This window comes from Sinorhizobium sp. Y406, from assembly GCF_058732025.1.
This window is the reverse complement of record NZ_CM178975.1, coordinates 1,485,712-1,504,874: the sequence shown is the minus strand read 5'-3', so window position 1 is coordinate 1,504,874 and position 19,163 is coordinate 1,485,712. Positions and strand designations below refer to the sequence as shown.

The window sequence follows — 19,163 nt, the reverse complement described above, 5'->3', positions numbered from 1 at the left end:
CCCGAGACGATCCTCACGTCTCGGAGGCGGAGTATTTCTCAAAAACTCGGCGGAGGCAATATTTTCAGTAAATTTTTACTAGAGATTTTTTGCGCTCGGCTGGAAGGGCGTATTTCCAGCGCAGACGGCGGCGTGCGCCTGCTCGGCGGAGCGATTTCCTCTTGGCCCCCGATCATGGATTATGCCAGATGAACCACAGTGCCTCGCGTCGTATCAGATGCGCTGGCGCATCGTCCCGAAAATCGGAGCCGATGTTCGGAAGGCTCGATGCACAGACCGACGAATGGTGGAGGATGAACGGGTGAAAGGGCGCCGCCCATCTGCGCTGAAGCGCGGCAGAGACGCACAGGACGGTGATCGGGCCGGCCAGCGCGTGACGCTCGCGCGGGCGATCTCAAAACTCGGCTATTGCTCCCGCACCCAGGCCGAGAGGCTGATCGAAGAGGGCCGCGTCAGCGTAGGTGGCCACGGCACCACGGACCTGTCCCGCTGGGTGGACATCGAGAAGGACAGGATCGCCGTCGACGGGGTGGTGATCGCGGCGGAGGCCAAGGTCTATCTGATGCTGAACAAGCCGCGCGGGATCGTGACGACCCGAGACGACCCGGAGGGGCGGCCGACAGTGTTCGACTGCCTGGACCAGCGCGGCACCCACTTCCTCTCCCCCGTCGGGCGGCTCGACAAGGCGAGCGAGGGCCTTCTGCTTTTCACGAACGACACGGTGCTGGCGCAGCGCCTGCTCGATCCCGAGACCCATCTCGGCAAGGTCTACCACGTTAAAGTGCGCGGCCAGTTCGACGAGGCAACGGCCGGGGCGATGATGGAGGGGGTGAGCGAGGGCGGCGAATTGCTGAGGGCCACACGGGTCCGGCGCTTGAGATGCGGCGATCGCAACAGTTGGATCGAGGTAGAACTCAAGGAAGGGCGCAATCGTCAGATTCGCCGCATGCTCGAGGCACTCGGCTTCGAATGCCTTCGCCTCCTGCGAGTGTCGATCGGCGATATCATCCTCGGTGACCTGCCCAAAGGGGCAAGCCGCCCGCTGACGAATGCGGAAATAGGGTATCTTAAACGCCGCACCGGGACCTGACCGCGGGGATGGTTCGCCCACGCAATCGCGTCTGGCAGGCGCGTTCCACGGCATTTCGAAGGCCTGGAGCCGCCTCAGCCCATAAGCTCAGCAATTTCCCTGAACAGCCGCTCATCCACGCACTGGGCGACGTTGAAGCGCAGGAAACCGCCGGCCGTCTGCGCATGGCTGAAAGCGTTGCCGGGCGCGAGCACGATGTTTCTCGCAAGCGCATTTCTCGCGAGTTCGGCCGCATCGACGCCGTCCGGCAGCCTGCACCACAGGAACATCCCTGCCTGCGGCTCCAGCCAAGGGGTTATGCCGATCCGCTCGAGTTTTAACGCTGTCTCCGCCATCGCCTTGGCCAACCGGCCGCGCACGGCTTCCATATGCTTGCGGTAGCTGCCGTCCTTCAGGAGCGTCAGCATGAGCGGCGCGGAAAATCCCGTTCCGCCGAAGCTTGTGGCGATCTTGAGATCCGTGAGCGGTTCGATCCAGCCGCGCGGCGCCACGATGAAGCCGCAGCGCAGGGCCGCCGACAGCGACTTCGAGAAGCTGCCGATATGCACGACCCGCTCAAGCCCGTCGAAGGCCGCCAGCCGCGGCGCCGGCGTCTCTTCGAAATCGGCGAAGATGTCGTCCTCGATGATCGTCAGGCCCGACTGGTCCGCAAGCTTCAGCAGACGGTGGGCGACCAGCGGCGCCAGCGTCGCACCGGTCGGGTTGTGAAGGGCTGAATTGGTGATGTAGAGGCGCGGCCGGTGCACGGAAAGCGCCTCGGCGAATGCACCGATATCCGGTCCGGACGGCTGATAGGGAATTGCGACGATTTCCGCCTGATGCGCCCTCAAGAGCGCCAGGAAATTGAAGTAGCACGGGTCGTCGACGAGCACGACGTCACCCGGCTTCAGGAGGAAGCGGCAGAGAAGATCGATCGCCTGCGTGCCGGATTCCGTCAAAAGGATCTGCTCGGGCGAGGCCTCGATGCCGCGCGGCGCCAGGCGGCGGGCGAGAAGCTGACGCAGTGGCAGCAATCCGAGTGGCGGTCCGTAATCGACGAGGGTCGCGGCGTTGCCGCGGGCAAGCGCGCGCAGGCCACGCCTCAAGCCGTCCGCCGGCATCCAGCCTGGAGGCAGCCAGCCGCAGCCCGGCATCAAGACGGCATCGTCGGCCTCGAGCGCCTGCCGTGAAATCCAGAGGGGATCGACCTCGCGGTCCAGTTTCGGGCCGATCTCGGCAAGCGACAAGGGCGCGAGCGGCGCAGCGACGAAGAAACCGGAGCCCGGCCGCGAGCGGATCAGCCCCTCGGCCGCAAGCCTTTCATAGGCCTCCACCACCGTCGACTTCGACACTTTCATGCTCGTCGCGAAGGCGCGGATGGACGGCAGCCTGGCACCGGGCGTCAAGACGCGGCTGGAAATGCGATTCCTGACGGTCGCCATCACCCTGTCGATCAAGCTCTCGCCCTCTGCGTTCAGCGTCACGACAACCATCCGTACCGTTTCCATGACCATAACAGTTTGGAGAAACTGTACCGGATTGTATCTGGAAGTGCCAACGACTTCGCCCGATACCCGACAGGAAAAAGGAGAGTTGCATGGAAAAGACGACGAGCGGTTTCGTCAACGGATTTCTGGGCGTTCTGGTCTTCAGCGGCTCGTTGCCGGCGACGCGTGTGGCGGTGATGGAGTTCGATCCGCTGTTTCTGACCGTCGCTCGCGCAGTGATCGCCGGGGCACTTGCCGGCTTACTCCTCCTCGCGTTCCGGGAACGGCGACCGGAGCGTGGCGATCTCCTGTCGCTTTTTCTGGTATCGCTGGGCGTCGTGGTCGGATTTCCGCTTCTGACGGCGCTCGCGCTCAAACAGGTCACCTCCGCCCACTCGATTGTGTTCGTCGGGCTCCTGCCGGTAACGACAGCCGTCTTTGGCGTCGTCCGCGGCGGCGAGCGGCCGCGGCCGGCCTTCTGGCTGTTCTCCGGCCTGGGCAGCGCCATCGTCGTCGGCTTCGCCTTGAGGCAAGGCTTCGCAGCGTCGCCGGCGGGCGACCTCCTGATGCTGGCCGCCATCCTTGCCTGCGGGTTCGGCTATGCCGAAGGTGCGAGCCTGTCGCGCAAGCTCGGCGGCTGGCAGGTGATCTCCTGGGCGCTCGTGCTCTCGCTTCCGGCCATGACCATGCTGATGCTCCTGACCATGCCCGTGAGCCTCGCACAATCAAGCGCGGCCTCCTGGATCGGTCTCGGCTATGTCTCGATCTTCAGCATGCTGGTCGGTTTTGTCTTCTGGTACCGTGGCCTTGCGCAAGGCGGTATCGTCGCCGTCGGACAGCTGCAATTGCTGCAGCCGTTTTTCGGCCTTGCTCTCGCGGCGATCTTCCTCGGCGAAAGCGTGAGCTGGACCATGCTTGCCGCTACGCTCGCGATCGTCGCCTGTGTTGCCGGTGCGAAGAAATTCGCAAGATAGACCGCTAAACGGACGCAAGATGCCTCCACGGCACCGGGCGTCTTTTCACACGCGCAAAGGCCGCTGTAGCTCTTTGATCCGCGCGTCGAGCTTTCCGAATATCCGATACGATTTCGGCCCGATGCGTCAGAGTTTCACCCCTGGAAGTCGCTGGCTCCGTCCGGCGGGAACCTCGACGGTGGCCGCGCGTTTGCCCGATGCCGGCTGGACCACAGCGCGCGCATCTCATCTGGGGATCCTCGCGGCACAGTGCTGCAAATGGGAGGTAGGAGAATGATCCGGAGACTTCTGCTTGCAGCCATCTTGACCGTCCCGGCGGGCGCCGCGCGGGCTGACGAACAGGCCTTCCTGGCTTCGCTCGAGGGCGACTGGACGGGACGTGGTTCCGTGCGGCTTCGCGCCGACTCCGCCCCGATCAACGTTTCCTGCAGCTTCGACACGGAAAGTGCCGGTCCTGCCCTTTCCATGCGAGGCAGCTGCCGCGGCCTGATCGTGGTCTCGCGCGCGATCAGCGCGGATCTCAGGTTTGACGGCAGGCGCTATCGCGGCACCTATGTCGGACCGAAGGGCGGCCGGTCGAGGCTGACGGGCGCGCGCCAGGGGAATGCGATCAATCTTGCCGTCCGCTGGGCGGAACCGGTGAATGGCGATCATCGCGCGAACATGGTTCTGCGAAAAGTGGGAGAGAACGGCATGCAGCTTACGACCATCGACGTCGATCCGAATACGGGAAACCGCGTGGCTACCAGCGACATAGACCTTCGACGGAGATGACGGATCCGCCCGCCCCGGAACCGCTGCGCGCTTAGGCGATATAAAATAGCGAAGGAGTTCGATGATGGCACCCGACCCGATCGGCCCAGGTCCAGGTCCAGGGCCAGGCCCAGGTCCTGGACCCGGGATCATCCCCCCGAACCCGGTTCCCCCGCTCGGCATTCCGGACCCGCCCGTCAAGGAACCGCGGCCCGACGAGCTTCCCGAAGGAGAGCCTGTCGAGCCGCCGGACCGGAAGGAAGAGCTTCCCCAGCCGCCGGACAGATCCGGCGCGCCGTCTACTGCGTCGAGACGGCCTCGTTGATCTTGCGGACGTCGTCCTCCAGCACCTTGTAGGTTTCATCGAGCGACAATTCGCCGACGATCAGCTGGCTCATGCGCTGCACGATCTGCTGGTAAAGGGCGGTGCCGCCTTTCAAGCGCTCGAATTCGCGCGCGGCCTCCGGCACATTCTTTTTATTGTCGAGGAAGACCGCCATCGATGCTTTGGCGTCTTCGCTCGAAAGCTTATATTGCGGGTCCTTGATGTCCGCGCCCGTCAAGATGACGTAATTTTCGGCGATCTCGCGCTGGATCTTCTCGGAGCCGAGATACTCGATGAACTCGGCCACGACCTCGGGATGCTTGGTGCGCTTGAAGCCGACGATCGCGGTGCCGCCCGGCATGGCGAAGCAGCCGGCTTCGCCGCAGGGCGCATTGATCGCGGTCCAGTCGAAGCCGTCACCGATTTTGGTCTGGAACGGGTTCACCATCCAGTTGCCGGCAAGATAGGTCACCACATTGCCGTTGACGAATTCGTCGCCCATGTTCTTGTACTGAGAGCCGCCGGCCGCGCCCCACATCTCCTTGGGGAAGCTGCCGTCCTCGGCCCAGGCGTAGAGATCGGCGATATATTTCTTCGCCGCCTCGTCCGGGAAGCTGAACTTGCCGTCCTTCACATAGGTTGCGCCGTAGGAGAAGGCCCCACCCGAGAAGCGATGACCCGAGCGGTCCATGGTGAAGGGTATCTGCACGCCCGTCGCCTTGGCGACCCGTGCCGAGGCTTCGACGATTTCCTTCAAACTTGCCTTCGGTCCGGGCAGAGGCTCGCCGGCCTGCTCGAACAGGGTCTTGTTGACGAAGGGCAGATTGAGGGTCTGCGACGCCACATAGCCGTTTATGGAATTCGGATCGTTGATGCCCGGCAGGCGCAGTTGGTCGAGGCTTCCTCCATGCAGTTTGGCGAAGGCCTCCGGGTCCTTCATGTACGGACGCATGTCGAGATAATAGGGCGCGAGCTGCCAATCGGCGATCTTCGCCACGTCGGGACCCTCGCCGACGGCAAGCTGCACAGGCAATTGCTTGACCACGGCATCGTATCCGGACGAAACGAAGTTGACCTTCACGTCCGGATGGGCGGCCTCGAACTCCTGGCTGAGTTCCGCCATGCGCTCGACATAGCCCTGGTCGTCATCGGTGAACACGAATGTGATCGTCTTGGTTTCGGCCTGCGCCGCGCCGGCCGCGACGAGGAATACCAGGGCACTTACACCCGAAAAAAGCTTCGACATACACACCTCCTCCGTGAAAATAATTTCATTGGCCGAGCCGGAACTCCTCATCCGTGGTCGGTTTTCTCTTTTTTGCGACTTGACAGAGCAAAGGTCAAGCCGTTTATTTTGCGACACCGCTCGAGCGACGTCGCGCTACAGCTCGAGACAGTAATGAAAAAGTTTTCATTGGATCCGCGGGAGGCGATCTATGGAGAGCAATCCCACGACGATCGCGGCCTCGTCCGAGCCGACCTATCGGGTTTCAAAGGGCGAGACGATCACCGCCTGGATCGTGTCCGCACTTATCAGCGCGGACTTTCCGGGCGTGGCTGCACCGGCCGAGGATCGCGTCGATTATCGCTTCCTCAACGGTTTCGTCGATGTCGGGGACCTGCCCTGCCGCAAGGCCTTCTGGGCGGAGATGGTCGGCCGCGCGATCGAGCCGGAACGCAATTGGCCGGAGGCCCGCCTGAACCTGCCGGGCGCAAACCGCCGCGTCGAATTCACCGGTTTCTGGCACACCCCGACCCATGTCCGCCGCTGGCTCAAGGGCACGTTCCGATGTCAGACAGCGCGGAAGCTGAACCTCAGGCTCAGCACCTGCGGCGGCGTGCGCATCTGGGTGAACGGCACCGAGCAGGTCCGCTTCGAGCCATTCCAGCGCAATGTCGATAGCGCATGCGATCTGACGCTCGCGCTTGAGACGGGCGATAACGAAGTATTGCTGCACACGGAGGATCTCGCCGAGCGGGACACGATCTGGTTCTTCGAACTCGAACTCCTGGACGAGGCGCCGCTGACGGTCGTGCTGCCGATTGCCCTCGACCAAGAGGAAGTCGGCCGTCTTGCCGCGCTTGCCCGCGACGTCCGTCCTAGCCAAGACGTCTTCGTCGACGAGGCGCTGGAAATCATCTTCGACACCCCGCCCGGCCGTGACCTTCCTGTCCTTGTCGAGGTCGTCAGCCATGGCCGTGACAGCGCCGTTCTCGCGCGGGCCGAGGTATTGCTCGGTGCGCGCGAAACCCGTCTTTCGATCCCGGGAACGCGCGGGCTTCCCGACGGCTATCATGCGGTGCGGCTGACGATCGGATCGGGCGCGGGCACCGTCACCCGTGTCATCGATGCAGCATTCCTCAGCCAGACCTCGCCAGGTGCGGGGGCTTCCTCAATCGAGGTGCGAAAGCGGACGGCCCTCGCTTACAGTGCTCGCTTCGGCGCCGAACGCATCGGCCGGGCCCTCGCCATGCTGGCTGCGGGCGATGACGACAAGCCGACGATCGACCGGATCTTCGCGGCAACGCTCCACGCGATCGGCCGGCGCGAGGATTGCTCCGATTTCGTCATGGTGCCGCTCCTCTGGCTTCTTCGTGGCTACGGCCGTCGGCTCGCGCCGGAGACCGCAGAGAAAATCCGGCAAACCGTGCTCGGCTATCGATACTGGATAGACGAGCCCGGCAACGACGTCATGTGGTTCTGGAGCGAAAACCACGTGCTCTGCTTCCATGTGAGCCAGCTGCTTGCCGGCGAATGCCTGCCGGACGCCCTCTTCACGGCCTCGGGCAGGACCGGGCGTCAACAGGCGGAACTCGCCACGGCGCGCCTCTCCCGCTGGTTCGACGCCGTCGAGGCGCATGGGCTCGCCGAGTGGAACTCGGCCGCCTATTACCCGATCGACTTCATCGGCCTCATGGCGCTCGAACATTGGGCGGAACCTGACCTTGCAGCGCGCGCCAGCCACCAGCTCGACCTGATCTTCGAGATGATCGCGCTCCACACGCTTGCCGGCGTGCCGGCGGGGTCCCAGGGCCGCGCCTATGACAAGGAATTGCGCGCAGGTCCGCTGACCGAACTCGCCCCCTTCGCCGAAGTCGCCTTTGGAGAGGGCTGGCTGAACGGGGGCGTGGCGTCGCTGCCGATGTTCTGCTGTTCGAATTACGCCCCGCCGGCGCATCTCAAGGGGTTTGCACGGCTCGAACCCGGCCGTGCCATCGAAGCCCGCTACGCCCAGGGGCTCGATGCCGGCAAGCTCGTCCTCTTCAAGAACCAGTCGGCACAGCTCTCGACCGTCGTCGATCACAAGACCGGCCGCAAGGGTCATCAGCAGCATGTGATCGACATCCGCCTCTCGGGGCATCCGATGGCGCGGCTCTGGGTGAACCATCCGGGTGAAGACGATCCCTGGGGCACGCAGCGCCCCTCCTACTGGGCGGGAAGTGGCATGCTCCCGCGCGTGGCTCAACATCGGGATCTCGCACTGATGATCTTCGATACGCAAGATCATCGCAACGGCTGGACACATGCTTATCTCGGTCGGGACGGCCTCGACGAGGTGCTGATCGAGGACAAATGGCTGCTCGTTCGCTCCGGTGCCGGCTTCGCCGCCCTTCACGCCACCAACGGCCTGGAAATGATGGAGAAGGGCGCGACCGCCGGACGGGAGATCCGCTCGGAAGGACGACGTTCCGGCTGGATCGCCGCAGTCAGCTGCGGCGATCCAGCCGATTTCGAGCGCTTCCGCGAGCGGATCATCGCGACCGCCGTCGACTTCGACGCCGATCGACTGATGCTCTCGGTGACGCCACCCGATCGACCGGAATTGCGCCTCGCCTACGAGGGCACGTTCTCGGTGGGCGGGCAGCCGATGACATTCGATCACACGCAACCGAGACCGGAAATCACTTTCGACAGTGCCGCTCCCGGCAGGGATCCGGCGCCTCTCTTCTATTCATGAGTGAAAGCATGCAGATGAACCAGATCTCCATCGAGCGAGCGTCGCTCAAGATCACGATCGACAAGGTGGCGGCCGCGTTCAGCCGCCTGAAGGGGATAAAGGAAGGCCTTGTCGGCGCGGATCAGCCCAGCGGCATCCAGTTCGACGAATGGGACTGGGAGGTCGGCGTCGGCCTCTATGGTTTCCTGCGCCGAGCGCTCGCCACCGGTGACCGCAGGGCGCTCGATGAACTCGTCGCCTGGTATGCCTGGCAGATCCAGCGCGGGCTGCCGGCGCGACAAATCAACAGCACGGCGCCGATGCTGGCGCTTGCCATCCTGACCGAGCATGTCGACCGGCCGGATTTCCGCGCCCTGGTCGAGGACTGGGCCGACTGGCTCGTGCATCAGCTGCCGAAGACCGAGGATGGCGGCTTCCAGCATGTGGTAAAGGAGCGTCTTAACGACGGCGAGCTGTGGGACGATACGCTGTTCATGGCCGGCCTCTTTCTTGGCCGGGCCGGCGTGATCTCGAACCGCCGGGACTGGATCGATGAGGCGGTCTACCAATTTCTGGTCCATACCCGCTATCTTTCCGATCCCATCACCGGCCTCTGGTATCACGGCTGGACTTTCAACGGCCGCCACAACTTCGCCAGGGCCTTCTGGGCCCGCGGCAATGCATGGATCACGGTGGCGATCCCCGAGTTCTTCGAGCTCGTACCGTCGCTTTCCTCGAAGGACAAGCGCTTCCTCTCGAATGTGCTCAAGAGTCAGGTCAGCTCGCTGAAGCGCCACCAGCGCGACGACGGCATGTTCCACACCCTCGTCAATGATCCGACCTCGCCGCTGGAGACCTCCGCCACGGCGGGGATCGCCTATGGCATCCTGCGCGGCATCGAGGCCGGCATTCTCCCCGAGGCGGATCGGGTCCATGCCGATCTGGCGTTGATGGCGGTGTTGCGTCAGATCGACCAGGAGGGCGTCGTCCACGGCGTCTCGGACGGAACGCCGATGGGCCACGACCTCGATTTCTATCGGCGGATCCCCAACCTGCCGACGCCGTACGGGCAAGCGTTGACGATGCTCTTGCTGATCGACGTGCTTCTCAAGGACGGCACGAATTAATGGCGGGCCCGCACATCCGCATTGAGGCGACGGGCCGCGACGCCACGGCCGCTATTCAGGAGGCGATCGACGTGGCGTCCGCGCATGGCGGTCGCGTCACGCTTGTCGCCGGCGAGCATGTGACGGGTGGGCTGACCCTGAAGAGCGGCGTCGAACTGCACCTCGCGGAGGGCGCCCTGCTCCGGCCGATCCCGGACTATGAGGCCTATCGCGCCACGACGGTCCGCGTCATCGCGGAGAAATCGAACCGCGGCATGATCGTCGCCCGCGATGCGGAGAACATCGGGATCACCGGGCCCGGCAGGATCGAGGCGGGCGGCGAGCATTTCATCATCGGCGATGATGCGACGGTCGGCACCTTCGTTCCGGCGGAGTTCCGCCCGCGCGTCGTCGTCCTCGAAGGCTGCGTCAACGTTCTGCTCGACGGCTTTCACGTGACCGGCTCGCCGATGTGGACCCTGCACCTCGTGGACTGCGAGGATGCTACCATCCGCAATGTCTCGATTGCCAATGACCGGCGCCTGCCGAACACCGACGGCCTGGTGCTCGATGCCTGCCGTCGCGTGTTGGTCGAGGATTGCACGATATCGACCGCCGACGACGGCATCTGCCTCAAGACCAGCGCCGGACCGGACGGAAAGGCGATCGGCATTTGCGAGAATGTCATCGTCCGCCGCTCGACCGTTTCGAGCCTCAGTTGCGCGCTCAAGCTCGGGACGGAATCCTTCGGCGACTTCACCAATGTCGTCTTCGAGGATTGCAAGGTCGTCCGGTCCAACCGCGGACTTGGCCTTTTCTCCCGCGACGGCGGCCACATGCGCAACATCCGCTTCTCGCGGATTGATGTCGATTGCCGCGAGACGCCGGACGGCTTCTGGGGCTCCGGCGAAGCGCTGACCGTGACGGTGGTCGACAGACGGCCGGAACAGATGGCCGGTGCGGTCGAGAATTTGCTCGTCGAGGAGATCGGCGGCCGAATGGAAGGTGCGATCAATCTCGTCTCCACCTCGAAGGCTGGCATTCACAACGTCGCGCTTCGCGGCATCACGCTGGCACAAGGGCCGGGGCCGCTCGGCACGGGGCGAAGCTTCGATCTCAGGCCTACATTCGCGGATATCGCCCCGCGCGCGGAAGCGGAGGGGCGGCCGAATGCCTGGACGCGCGGCGCCGACGGCAAGATCGTCGGACTTTGCGACTATCCCGGCGGCGTGCCGGCAATATACCTCAAGGGCGTGCGCGGCTTTTCCGCTCACCAAGTGGCGGTCACGCGTCCGACGCGACTGCCGGAGGGCTGGAACCCGACGGATATCATCGAAGATTTGACCTGATGGGAGCAGGGCGATGGGAGATCTCAAACTTTCCAACCTTAACAAATCGTTCGGTTCGGTTGCCGCGCTCAACGACGTGAACCTTGACGTCGAGGATGGTGACTTTGTCGTCTTCGTCGGCCCATCCGGTTGCGGCAAGTCCACGCTGCTCCGCATCATCGCCGGGCTCGAGGATATCACCTCCGGCGGGATCGCGATCGGCGGGCGCGATGTCGCCGCGCTGTCGCCGGCCGAGCGCAAGATCGCCATGGTCTTCCAGTCCTACGCGCTCTACCCGCATATGAGCGTGCGCAAGAACCTCGCCTTCGGCCTCGAAAACCTCAAGTTCAAGCGGGACGAGATCGAGGCGCGGATCGCGGAGGCTGCGCGGATGCTGGCGATCGAGCCCTATCTCGACCGCAAGCCGCGGCAACTCTCCGGCGGCCAGCGCCAGCGCGTGGCGATCGGCCGGGCGATCGTGCGCGAACCGGCGATCTTCCTCTTCGACGAGCCGCTTTCGAACCTCGACGCGGCGTTGCGCGTCCAGACGCGGGCCGAGATCACCAGGCTGCATCGCCAGATGAAGACGACGATGATCTATGTCACCCACGATCAGGTCGAGGCGATGACCATGGCCGACAAGATCGTCGTGCTCCGGGCTGGTCGCGTCGAACAGGTCGGCACGCCGCTCGAGCTCTTCGATCATCCGCGCAACCTCTTCGTCGCCGGCTTCCTCGGCTCGCCACGCATGAACATTTTGAAAGGCCGTGCCGTCGTCAGCGACGATTGCCGCGTGCTCGTCGACGTCGGCCATCCGGCCCTGCTTGCGAGCGATGCCGATCCGGGCGCGGTTTCCGCCGGACAGGAGGTGGTGGCCGGTATCCGCCCGGCGCATTTCATGCTCTCCGACGAAGGCTTGCCCTTCGAGGTGCAGTATCACGAGAGCCTCGGCACCGAGACCTATGTCTACGGCAATCTTCAGGGACAGTCGGAGCCGGTGATCATCCATCAGCCCGGCCATTTCGCGCCTGCGCCAGGCAGCATTCTCAAGATCATGCCGGAGCAGCAGCGCCTGCATGTCTTCGACCCGGCGAGCGAATTGGCTCTCGCCCGCCGCCACGGGAGGACCTGATATGGCCGGGCCGGCAGGACTTGCGGACCGGGCGCTCGACGGTGCCATGGCCGTGGTGGAAGCGCCGATCAACGCCGTCGAGCGGCTGATCGGCAAGCGGCGGATGCCCTATGTCTTCCTTGCGCCGAACCTCGTGCTCTTCGGCATCTTCACCTTCCTGCCGATCGCCATCGCCATCGGCTATGCCTTCACCGGCGGCACCGATCTCCTTATCTCCAACCGCCCCTTTGTCGGGCTCGACAATTTCCGCAAGCTTCTCTCCTGCGCCGATTATCTCGCGCCGGGAAGCTGCGAGGAATCGCTCTTCTGGACGGCGATCTGGAACACGCTCTGGTTCGTCGGCTTCAATGTCGTCGCCACGCTGCTCGTCGCGCTGGTTACCGCACTGATCCTCAATCGCGCGATCTCCGCGCGCGGCTTCTTCCGGGCCATGTTCTTCTACCCGGTGCTTCTGTCGCCGGTCGTCATCGGTCTGATCTGGAAATGGTTTCTCGACCGCAACGGCCTGCTGAACGCCTTCCTCCAGATGCTCGGCGTGCCGCCGGAAATCTTCCTTCTCGATGTCGGCTGGTCGCGCTTCTTCGTCGTCGTGGTCTCCGTCTGGTTCCACATGGGCTTCTACACGCTGATCCTGCTCGCCGGTCTGCAGGCGATCCCGAAGGATCTTTACGAGGCGGCGGCGATCGACGCCGCCTCGCCGACCCGCACCCTGTTCCGGATCACCCTGCCGTTGCTCCGGCCGAACCTGCTGGTCGTACTGATTCTCCTGATGATCCGCTCGGTGCAGATCTTCGACGAGGCATGGGTGCTGACCAATGGCGGCGGTCCGGGCACGGCCAACACCTTCCTCGTCCAGTATATCTACCAGATGGCCTTTGCCGGGGATTTGAGGCTCTACGGGCTCGCGTCCGCCGCCTCCGTCCTCATGGGGCTGGTTCTTCTCATCCTGACCCTCGGGCAACTGCGCCTGAGCCGCAAGGTGGAGTCCTGATCATGCACGGCACCTTCAACGCCATCGGCTTCCTGACCCGCACCCGCCGCCCCGGCCGGATCGACATCACCGATGTCCTCTCCTGGCTGTGGCTGATCGGCGGCACGCTCGCCGTTCTCGTTCCCGTCGCCTGGGCGGGCCTGTCTTCGCTAAAACCGGAGGCGGAGATCACCCGCTTTCCGCCGACCTTGCTGCCCGTCGCGACGGTGCAGGTGGAGGTTCGGGGTTACGACAAGCCGTTAAGCCTCTGGACCACGACGATCGACGGCGAAACCCGCGAAATGGCGATGGTTCGCCGCATCGGACTCAAGGCGCAACTGGTCGATCCCGACAACCCCGCCAAGGTCGTCAGCGTCGACACCAAGAGCATTTCGCCGGCCCAGCGGCTGACGGTCGCAACGCAGAACTACACGGATCCGCTGACCCGCTTCAGCTTCCTGACCTTCCTGAAGAATTCGGTCTTCGTCACCTTGGTCGCGACGATCCTGACCTTGATCGTCAACGCGCTTGCGGCATTCGCACTCTCCAAGTACCGCTTCCGCGGCGAGAAGGCGATCTTCGTGCTGATCATCTCGACCTTGATGATCCCGCTCACCGTCGTCATGGTGCCGGCCTATCTCGTCGTCGTCGGGGTCGGCCTCGTCGACAATCTCTGGGGCGTCATCATCCCGACCGTGGCGACGCCGACCGGCGTGTTCCTGCTCCGGCAATATATGCTGACGATCCCCGACGAGCTGATCGAGGCGGCGCGGGTGGATGCGGCCAGCGAGTTTCGCATCTTCTGGCGCATTATCCTGCCGCTGACCGCGCCTGCGCTCGCGGTGCTGGCAATCTTCTCCGTGCTCTGGCGGTGGAACGACTTCCTCTGGCCTTTGATCGTGCTCAGCAGCCGCGAGAACTTCACCCTTCAGGTCGGCCTCAATGCGTTCCAGGGCGAGTTCTCGGTGCAATGGCACTATATCCTTGCCATGACCTTCCTCAGTCTCGTCCCGGTGACGATCGTGTTCCTGTTCCTGCAGCGCTACATCACTACGGGAATCGCCGGAACCGGCATGAAGTAATAACTATCTCGGGGGCGGCGCGACGCTGCCTCTCAGGATCAGCCGGCATCCGAGCTCGAGCCGATGGGCCGGGCGCAGCGGATCGTTGGCGATCAGACGCTGCTCCAGCAGTGAAAGCGCGGCGGCGCCGAGCCGGTCGGCCGGCATCTGGATGGTGCTTAAGGCCGGCGTGCTGAATTCGCCCGGCACGATATCGTCGAAGCCGAGCACCGAGACCTCCTCCGGCACGCTGATGCCGGCCTCGGCGAACGCCTCCAGGCAGCCCAGCGCCAGATTGTCGGCAGCACAGAAGATCGCGGTCGCGCCACGCAGGCTGCGATCCGCCTTCAGAAGAGCCCGCATCACCTGTTTTCCATGACGCGGTTCGTAGCTTTCCGCGACCACGACCATATTTTCCGGCACCGGCAGGCCCGTGACCAGATGGGCATCGACATAGCCGTCATAGCGCCGGCGGATGGTGGTGCGCCCCTGCCAGGTAAGATGCAGGATGCGACGGTGTCCGAGCGAAAGAAGATGCTCGGTGCCGAGCCGGGCGCCGAAGCGGTTTTCGACCGTGACCGTATCGACCAGCATCGAAGGGTCCTCGCCATTGAGAATCACCATCGAGCGGTTGAGTGCGGAAAGAGCCCGGATGAGTTCCGGCCTGTCGTCGTTCAGGATTACGATGCCGTCGGCCTTTTCGCTCTCGGCCGCATCGCGCACTTGCGCTGCATCGAGCCGCATGGTCGCGCTGACGAAGGGCACGATGCGAATTCCGCGCCTTTCGCATTCCCGCCGCAGGCCATTGAGGATCGTCCAGCTCACCATGTTGACGTCGCTCTGCGGCGCGGCGTCGCTGGTGAGCGCCAGCAGGACGACGTGCAAGGTCGCGATCGTCGCCTTCTTCCGCCTGATTTCGAGATAGCCGAGCCGGCGGGCGGATTCGAGCACCCGCTCACGCACTTCGACGGTCAGCGGCGCGGTTCCATTGAGTGCATGCGATGCCGTACTGAGGGAAACCCCCGCCTCCCGCGCCACATCCTTGAGATTCGTTTTCCGCTCCACGATCGGGCCGTTCACCTCACGCCGCATGTCTGATCCCTATCCCATCACAAACCATAGCACCCCGGCGATCCGCAAGCATAAACCACCACGGCGACAGCGTTTTCCGGCCGGTTGACACGGCGCACAGCAAATGAGAACATAACAAGAACAAATGGAGACATCCATGACTCATGCAGAGCAAGTCATCGAGCGCGCAATGGCGGCCGTGGCCGCAGCCCGCCGTCAGCGGGAACGCGATCAGGAGCGGCGCAGACAGACCTTCGGTCGCATTCAATTGAGCCCGCCCCTGCCGATGCCGAAACGTGGCCTACAGCTTTCCCTGAAGCTCGGCGGCCGACCAGCGCGCGACGATGCGCCGGCCGGCCACTGACGAAACTCGCTGTCTTCGCTGGAACGCAGGGCGTCAATAATCCGTCCTCAGCCGAATCCATCCATTGATCCGAGTTCTGTCTGCCCGCACGCTGCGGCGTTGGACACGGTTGCCGACGGTTCAACCCCGGGCCACCAGCCACGACGGCGGTGATACGAGCAAAACGCACTGCAGATTGGTCTATTTGTGCCGTTCCGACTGAGCGATCCGCATCTCATCATGGCGGAACACAATGCTTCACCGGAGGATCCAAATGCCAATCTACAACATTGCTCTAATCGGGTTTGGTGGCGTCAATCGCGCTTTGGCCGAACTCATCGCGACGAAGAACGCTCTGTGGGAACGAGACCTCGGCTTCCGCCTAAACATCGTTGCTGTCAGCGATCTCTATCTCGGTTCCGTCATTTCGCCAAACGGGCTCGATGCCAAAACCCTCGTTGAAGCGAACTTCGCGAAAGGCGGCTTTGGCCAGCTCTCCGGCGGCAGAGCGGAAGCCGACAACGAAACAATCATCAAGACGGCGCCTGCTGACATCATCGCGGAAGCGACGTTTACAAACCCTAAGGACGGCGAGCCGGCTGTTTCGCACTGCCGCTGGGCCCTGCAATCCGGCAAGCATGTCGTCACCACGAACAAAGGGCCGGTCGCGACCGCTGCTCAGGAACTGAAGGCTCTTGCAAAGGCGAACGGCGTTCGTTTCGAATATGAAGGTTCCGTCATGAGTGGCACCCCTGTTATCCGCATGGCGGAAAAGACGCTCGCCGGCGCAGAGGTGAAGGGTTTTGAGGGGATCTTGAATGGCACTTCGAACTTTGTCCTCGGCCGTATGGAAGCTGGCCTTGACTTCGCCACCGCGGTCAAGGAGGCCCAGATACTCGGCTATGCGGAAGCCGATCCAACCGCCGATGTCGAAGGTTTTGACGTTCGTCTCAAGGTGGTGATCCTGGCAAACGAATTGCTGGGTGCAAGCCTCAAGTGCGAAGAGGTCACGTGCACGGGCATCTCTGGGCTTTCTCCTTCCGATATCCAGACCGCTGCAGCGGCAAACAGCCGCTGGAAGTTGATCGGATCGGCGGTTCGGAATGCTGACGGGACGGTAACAGGCAGTGTTTCTCCGAAGCAGCTTCGCTTCGAACATCCACTCGCCGGTGTAAACGGCGCGACCAATGCCGTATCGCTCAACACTGAACTGCTTGGCTCTGTCACCATCACCGGCCCGGGCGCCGGCCGGGTTGAGACCGCGTATGCGCTGCTGTCCGATATTGTCGCCATCCATAGAGCCCAGACGGCCGTCGCTACGAAGGTGGCCGCATGATGCAGAGCCTCGCCCTCAGCAAGAAGACGTCCATAGACGAGATCATTATCAGCAATCCCTTCGACGGCAGCTTTGTCGGAACAGTCTCTGTGACCAGTGCCGACAGTGTGAACCTGCTACTTGAGCGCGCCAATCGTGGTGCGCAGATCGCACGGTCCCTGCCCCGTTATAAGCGCTCCGCAGTCCTGGAAAAGGCGGCAGCGACCATTGAAGCCCGCAAGGAGGAATTTGCACTCCTTATCGTGCGGGAAGCGGGGAAGACAATCAACCAGGCCCGCAAGGAGGCTACGCGGTGCGTCAATACTTTGAAGCTATCGGCGGACGAAGCCAAGCGGAATGCGGGCGAGGTGATCCCCTTTGATTCCTATCCCGGCTCGGAATCCCGTCAAGGCTGGTACACACGGGAGCCGCTCGGCATCATCACTGCGATCACGCCGTACAATGACCCGCTCAATCTCGTGGCCCACAAGCTCGGCCCCGCGATCGCCGGCGGCAATGCGATACTCCTGAAGCCCTCGGAGCTTGCGCCTCTTTCGGCCATCAAGCTGGTTGAAGCGTTGATCGAAAGCGGGTTGCCCGAGGAAGTCATCACGGTAGCTATCGGCGGGGCGGACCTGGGCAAGGCGCTCGTTTCGGCCAAGGACGTTCGGATGATCTCCTTCACAGGGGGTTTTACAACCGGCGAGGCCATCGCGAAGAGTGCCGGCATCAAGAAGCTCGCGATGGACCTCGGCGGAAATGCACCGGTTATCGTCATGGAAAACAGCGACTTTGACGCGGCGGTTGAAGGGTGCGTATCGGGTGCCTACTGGGCGGCGGGCCAAAACTGCATCGGCACGCAGCGGATTCTGGTTCAGAGACCGATTTACGAACGGTTCAAGGCAGAGTTCGTCGCTCGGACTGCCAAGCTCAAGACCGGCAATCCGATGGAGGCGGATACGGACGTGGGGCCGATGATTTCCGAAAAGGCGGTCAGTCGAGCTGCTGCCATGGTCGAGCGCGCAATCGCCGCTGGCGCCACTCTCCTTTGCGGGCATAGGCCATCCGGCACTCTCTACCCCCCAACAGTGCTGGAGAACGTGCCAGCAACTTGCGACCTGTGGAATGAGGAGGTCTTTGCACCGATTGTCATCCTGCAGCCGTTCGATGGACTGGATGAGGCAATCCAGCTGGCGAACAGCCCGGAATACAGCCTCCACGCTGGTATTTTCACCAACGATCTGGAGGAGGCCCTTGATGCCGCCAACCAAATTGACGCCGGCGGTATCATGATCAATGACTCGTCCGACTATCGGTTCGACGCAATGCCTTTTGGCGGATTCAAATTCGGCAGCATGGGACGTGAAGGCGTTCGGTTTGCCTACGAAGACATGACACAGCCGAAGGTCGTCTGCATCAATCGGCTGAAGCGGTCACGGGCGCCGCTTCCTCCATCTCACTCCATCTCACTCCATCTCTCACAAGGGTAGGGAAATGGCTGTTTTCACCGAGCTTTCTGACGAAGATCGCCAATCGATCACTGCAGCCCATGGCTTTACGTCGCTTTCGTCAGTGATTGGGATCGCTGACGGCGACAGCGAGACGACCTACCTGTTTCGCGCCCAGGAAGGCGAATTCATCGTTACCCTTTTCGAGAACGGAGCCCAGCCTTTAGATCTGGAAAGAGCCTTCGAAACCATGGAAGAGCTCTACCAAAAGGGCGTCCCCTGCCCCAAACCGCTGCGCACCGTCGAGGGCCACGCCACGTGCCGGGCCGCCGGTCGATTGGTTGCCGTCGTCAGCTTCGTACCGGGCTCCTCATGCACCGTTGCGGGCGCGGCAAAATGCCGAAGCCTGGGTCGTGTGATGGCTCAAATCCACGCGGTCTTGGAACGAAAGGTAAAACGCACAGCATCGGATCTTCCAACCGGGGCAGTTCATGGCGCGCTGGCCCCAGAGAATGTCTTTTTTCTTGGAGAGGAAGTAAGCGGCGTCATTAACTTCAGGCTGCGGCACGATGATGTGCTGGTCTCGGAGGTTGCCGATGTGCTTGTCGGTTGGGCGGGGGAACCCAACGGAGAACTGAACAGGGAGCGGGCACGCGCGCTACTGCAGGGTTATGAAGAGGTTCGAAGCCTGAGCGGCGCGGAAAAGGAAGCTTTGCCAGGCCTCATAATGTCTTCGACATCGAGGCGATTTGCCAGTCAGAAGGAAAGAACCTCCCTACCGGAAGTCGCCGTGGTAGCTTATCGGTCGGTAACGCCCGAAATCACAGGCTAATCGACCGGCAC

At 63.0% G+C, this 19,163-nt stretch carries 16 protein-coding genes; 13 read left to right on the top strand and 3 right to left on the bottom strand.

Features of this window, described 5'->3' with window-relative positions:
• Positions 1–301: 301 nt before the first annotated feature.
• A complete protein-coding gene (locus AC4P1R_RS23930; protein ID WP_492178077.1) occupies positions 302–1,090 on the top strand; it encodes a pseudouridine synthase in 789 nt (262 codons plus the stop codon).
• Positions 1,091–1,164: 74 nt separating this feature from the next.
• On the opposite strand, the gene AC4P1R_RS23925 is transcribed toward AC4P1R_RS23930, so the two are convergent.
• The gene (locus tag AC4P1R_RS23925) at positions 1,165–2,583 is read right to left on the bottom strand and encodes an aminotransferase-like domain-containing protein (protein WP_492178076.1); all 1,419 of its coding nucleotides are present in this window, start codon (positions 2,581–2,583) and stop codon (positions 1,165–1,167) included.
• An 83-nt stretch (positions 2,584–2,666) separates the two neighbouring features.
• On the opposite strand from AC4P1R_RS23925, the gene AC4P1R_RS23920 reads away from it, so the two are divergent.
• Both AC4P1R_RS23920 and AC4P1R_RS23915 read left to right on the top strand, forming a co-directional pair.
• Complete coding sequence (locus AC4P1R_RS23920) at positions 2,667–3,530, top strand: DMT family transporter (RefSeq protein ID WP_069457235.1); 864 nt, start codon at positions 2,667–2,669, stop codon at positions 3,528–3,530.
• Positions 3,531–3,803: 273 nt separating this feature from the next.
• Positions 3,804–4,304: a hypothetical protein gene (locus tag AC4P1R_RS23915; RefSeq protein ID WP_492178075.1), complete on the top strand. Its 501-nt coding sequence runs from the start codon at positions 3,804–3,806 to the stop codon at positions 4,302–4,304.
• 278 nt (positions 4,305–4,582) lie between these two features.
• Here the strand turns inward: AC4P1R_RS23915 and AC4P1R_RS23910 are convergent, their stop codons facing one another.
• Positions 4,583–5,854, bottom strand: a complete 1,272-nt coding sequence (locus AC4P1R_RS23910; protein WP_492178074.1) for an ABC transporter substrate-binding protein — start codon at positions 5,852–5,854, stop codon at positions 4,583–4,585.
• Between the two features lie 190 nt (positions 5,855–6,044).
• Here AC4P1R_RS23910 and AC4P1R_RS23905 point away from each other — a divergent pair, with 190 nt between their 5' ends.
• From AC4P1R_RS23905 to AC4P1R_RS23880, 6 genes are read left to right on the top strand one after another with little or no spacing between them, the layout of a single operon-like run.
• Positions 6,045–8,567 carry a hypothetical protein gene (locus tag AC4P1R_RS23905; RefSeq protein WP_492178073.1) on the top strand — a complete coding sequence of 841 codons (2,523 nt, stop codon included), beginning with the start codon at positions 6,045–6,047 and terminating at the stop codon, positions 8,565–8,567.
• Positions 8,568–8,581: 14 nt separating this feature from the next.
• Positions 8,582–9,673 (top strand): beta-galactosidase BglB, encoded by a 1,092-nt coding sequence (bglB, locus tag AC4P1R_RS23900; protein ID WP_492178072.1) that lies wholly within the window; start codon positions 8,582–8,584, stop codon positions 9,671–9,673.
• A complete protein-coding gene (gene pglB, locus AC4P1R_RS23895) occupies positions 9,673–11,001 on the top strand; it encodes a polygalacturonase PglB (protein WP_492178071.1) in 1,329 nt (442 codons plus the stop codon). The genes bglB and pglB overlap by 1 nt, the downstream gene beginning before the upstream one ends.
• 13 nt (positions 11,002–11,014) lie before the next feature.
• Entirely contained in the window at positions 11,015–12,112 is a 1,098-nt protein-coding gene (locus AC4P1R_RS23890; protein ID WP_492178070.1) for an ABC transporter ATP-binding protein, read from the top strand.
• 1 nt (position 12,113) lies between these two features.
• A complete protein-coding gene (locus AC4P1R_RS23885) occupies positions 12,114–13,103 on the top strand; it encodes a carbohydrate ABC transporter permease (RefSeq protein WP_492178069.1) in 990 nt (329 codons plus the stop codon).
• A 2-nt stretch (positions 13,104–13,105) separates the two neighbouring features.
• Positions 13,106–14,164 (top strand): carbohydrate ABC transporter permease, encoded by a 1,059-nt coding sequence (locus AC4P1R_RS23880; RefSeq protein ID WP_225192134.1) that lies wholly within the window; start codon positions 13,106–13,108, stop codon positions 14,162–14,164.
• A gap of 3 nt (positions 14,165–14,167) precedes the next feature.
• On the opposite strand, the gene AC4P1R_RS23875 is transcribed toward AC4P1R_RS23880, so the two are convergent.
• Entirely contained in the window at positions 14,168–15,235 is a 1,068-nt protein-coding gene (locus AC4P1R_RS23875; protein ID WP_207544010.1) for a LacI family DNA-binding transcriptional regulator, read from the bottom strand.
• A gap of 136 nt (positions 15,236–15,371) precedes the next feature.
• Between AC4P1R_RS23875 and AC4P1R_RS23870 the strand changes: the two genes are divergently transcribed.
• From AC4P1R_RS23870 to AC4P1R_RS23855, 4 genes are all read left to right on the top strand, one after another.
• Positions 15,372–15,578, top strand: a complete 207-nt coding sequence (locus AC4P1R_RS23870; protein ID WP_225192136.1) for a hypothetical protein — start codon at positions 15,372–15,374, stop codon at positions 15,576–15,578.
• A gap of 253 nt (positions 15,579–15,831) precedes the next feature.
• Positions 15,832–16,893 (top strand): homoserine dehydrogenase, encoded by a 1,062-nt coding sequence (locus AC4P1R_RS23865; protein ID WP_492178068.1) that lies wholly within the window; start codon positions 15,832–15,834, stop codon positions 16,891–16,893.
• Positions 16,893–18,362 (top strand): aldehyde dehydrogenase family protein, encoded by a 1,470-nt coding sequence (locus AC4P1R_RS23860; RefSeq protein ID WP_492178838.1) that lies wholly within the window; start codon positions 16,893–16,895, stop codon positions 18,360–18,362. Before AC4P1R_RS23865 ends, AC4P1R_RS23860 begins: the two co-directional genes overlap by 1 nt.
• Positions 18,363–18,366: 4 nt before the next feature.
• Positions 18,367–19,152 (top strand): phosphotransferase, encoded by a 786-nt coding sequence (locus tag AC4P1R_RS23855; protein WP_492178067.1) that lies wholly within the window; start codon positions 18,367–18,369, stop codon positions 19,150–19,152.
• Positions 19,153–19,163 lie beyond the last annotated feature (11 nt).

Coding starts and splice junctions, on each gene's coding strand:
- AC4P1R_RS23925 (WP_492178076.1), bottom strand. CDS start 2,583: ATGGTCATGGAAACGGTACGGATGGTTGTCGTGACGCTGAACGCAGAG.
- AC4P1R_RS23920 (WP_069457235.1), top strand. CDS start 2,667: ATGGAAAAGACGACGAGCGGTTTCGTCAACGGATTTCTGGGCGTTCTG.
- AC4P1R_RS23915 (WP_492178075.1), top strand. CDS start 3,804: ATGATCCGGAGACTTCTGCTTGCAGCCATCTTGACCGTCCCGGCGGGC.
- AC4P1R_RS23910 (WP_492178074.1), bottom strand. CDS start 5,854: ATGTCGAAGCTTTTTTCGGGTGTAAGTGCCCTGGTATTCCTCGTCGCG.
- AC4P1R_RS23905 (WP_492178073.1), top strand. CDS start 6,045: ATGGAGAGCAATCCCACGACGATCGCGGCCTCGTCCGAGCCGACCTAT.
- bglB (WP_492178072.1), top strand. CDS start 8,582: ATGAACCAGATCTCCATCGAGCGAGCGTCGCTCAAGATCACGATCGAC.
- pglB (WP_492178071.1), top strand. CDS start 9,673: ATGGCGGGCCCGCACATCCGCATTGAGGCGACGGGCCGCGACGCCACG.
- AC4P1R_RS23890 (WP_492178070.1), top strand. CDS start 11,015: ATGGGAGATCTCAAACTTTCCAACCTTAACAAATCGTTCGGTTCGGTT.
- AC4P1R_RS23885 (WP_492178069.1), top strand. CDS start 12,114: ATGGCCGGGCCGGCAGGACTTGCGGACCGGGCGCTCGACGGTGCCATG.
- AC4P1R_RS23880 (WP_225192134.1), top strand. CDS start 13,106: ATGCACGGCACCTTCAACGCCATCGGCTTCCTGACCCGCACCCGCCGC.
- AC4P1R_RS23875 (WP_207544010.1), bottom strand. CDS start 15,235: ATGCGGCGTGAGGTGAACGGCCCGATCGTGGAGCGGAAAACGAATCTC.
- AC4P1R_RS23870 (WP_225192136.1), top strand. CDS start 15,372: ATGACTCATGCAGAGCAAGTCATCGAGCGCGCAATGGCGGCCGTGGCC.
- AC4P1R_RS23865 (WP_492178068.1), top strand. CDS start 15,832: ATGCCAATCTACAACATTGCTCTAATCGGGTTTGGTGGCGTCAATCGC.
- AC4P1R_RS23860 (WP_492178838.1), top strand. CDS start 16,893: ATGCAGAGCCTCGCCCTCAGCAAGAAGACGTCCATAGACGAGATCATT.
- AC4P1R_RS23855 (WP_492178067.1), top strand. CDS start 18,367: ATGGCTGTTTTCACCGAGCTTTCTGACGAAGATCGCCAATCGATCACT.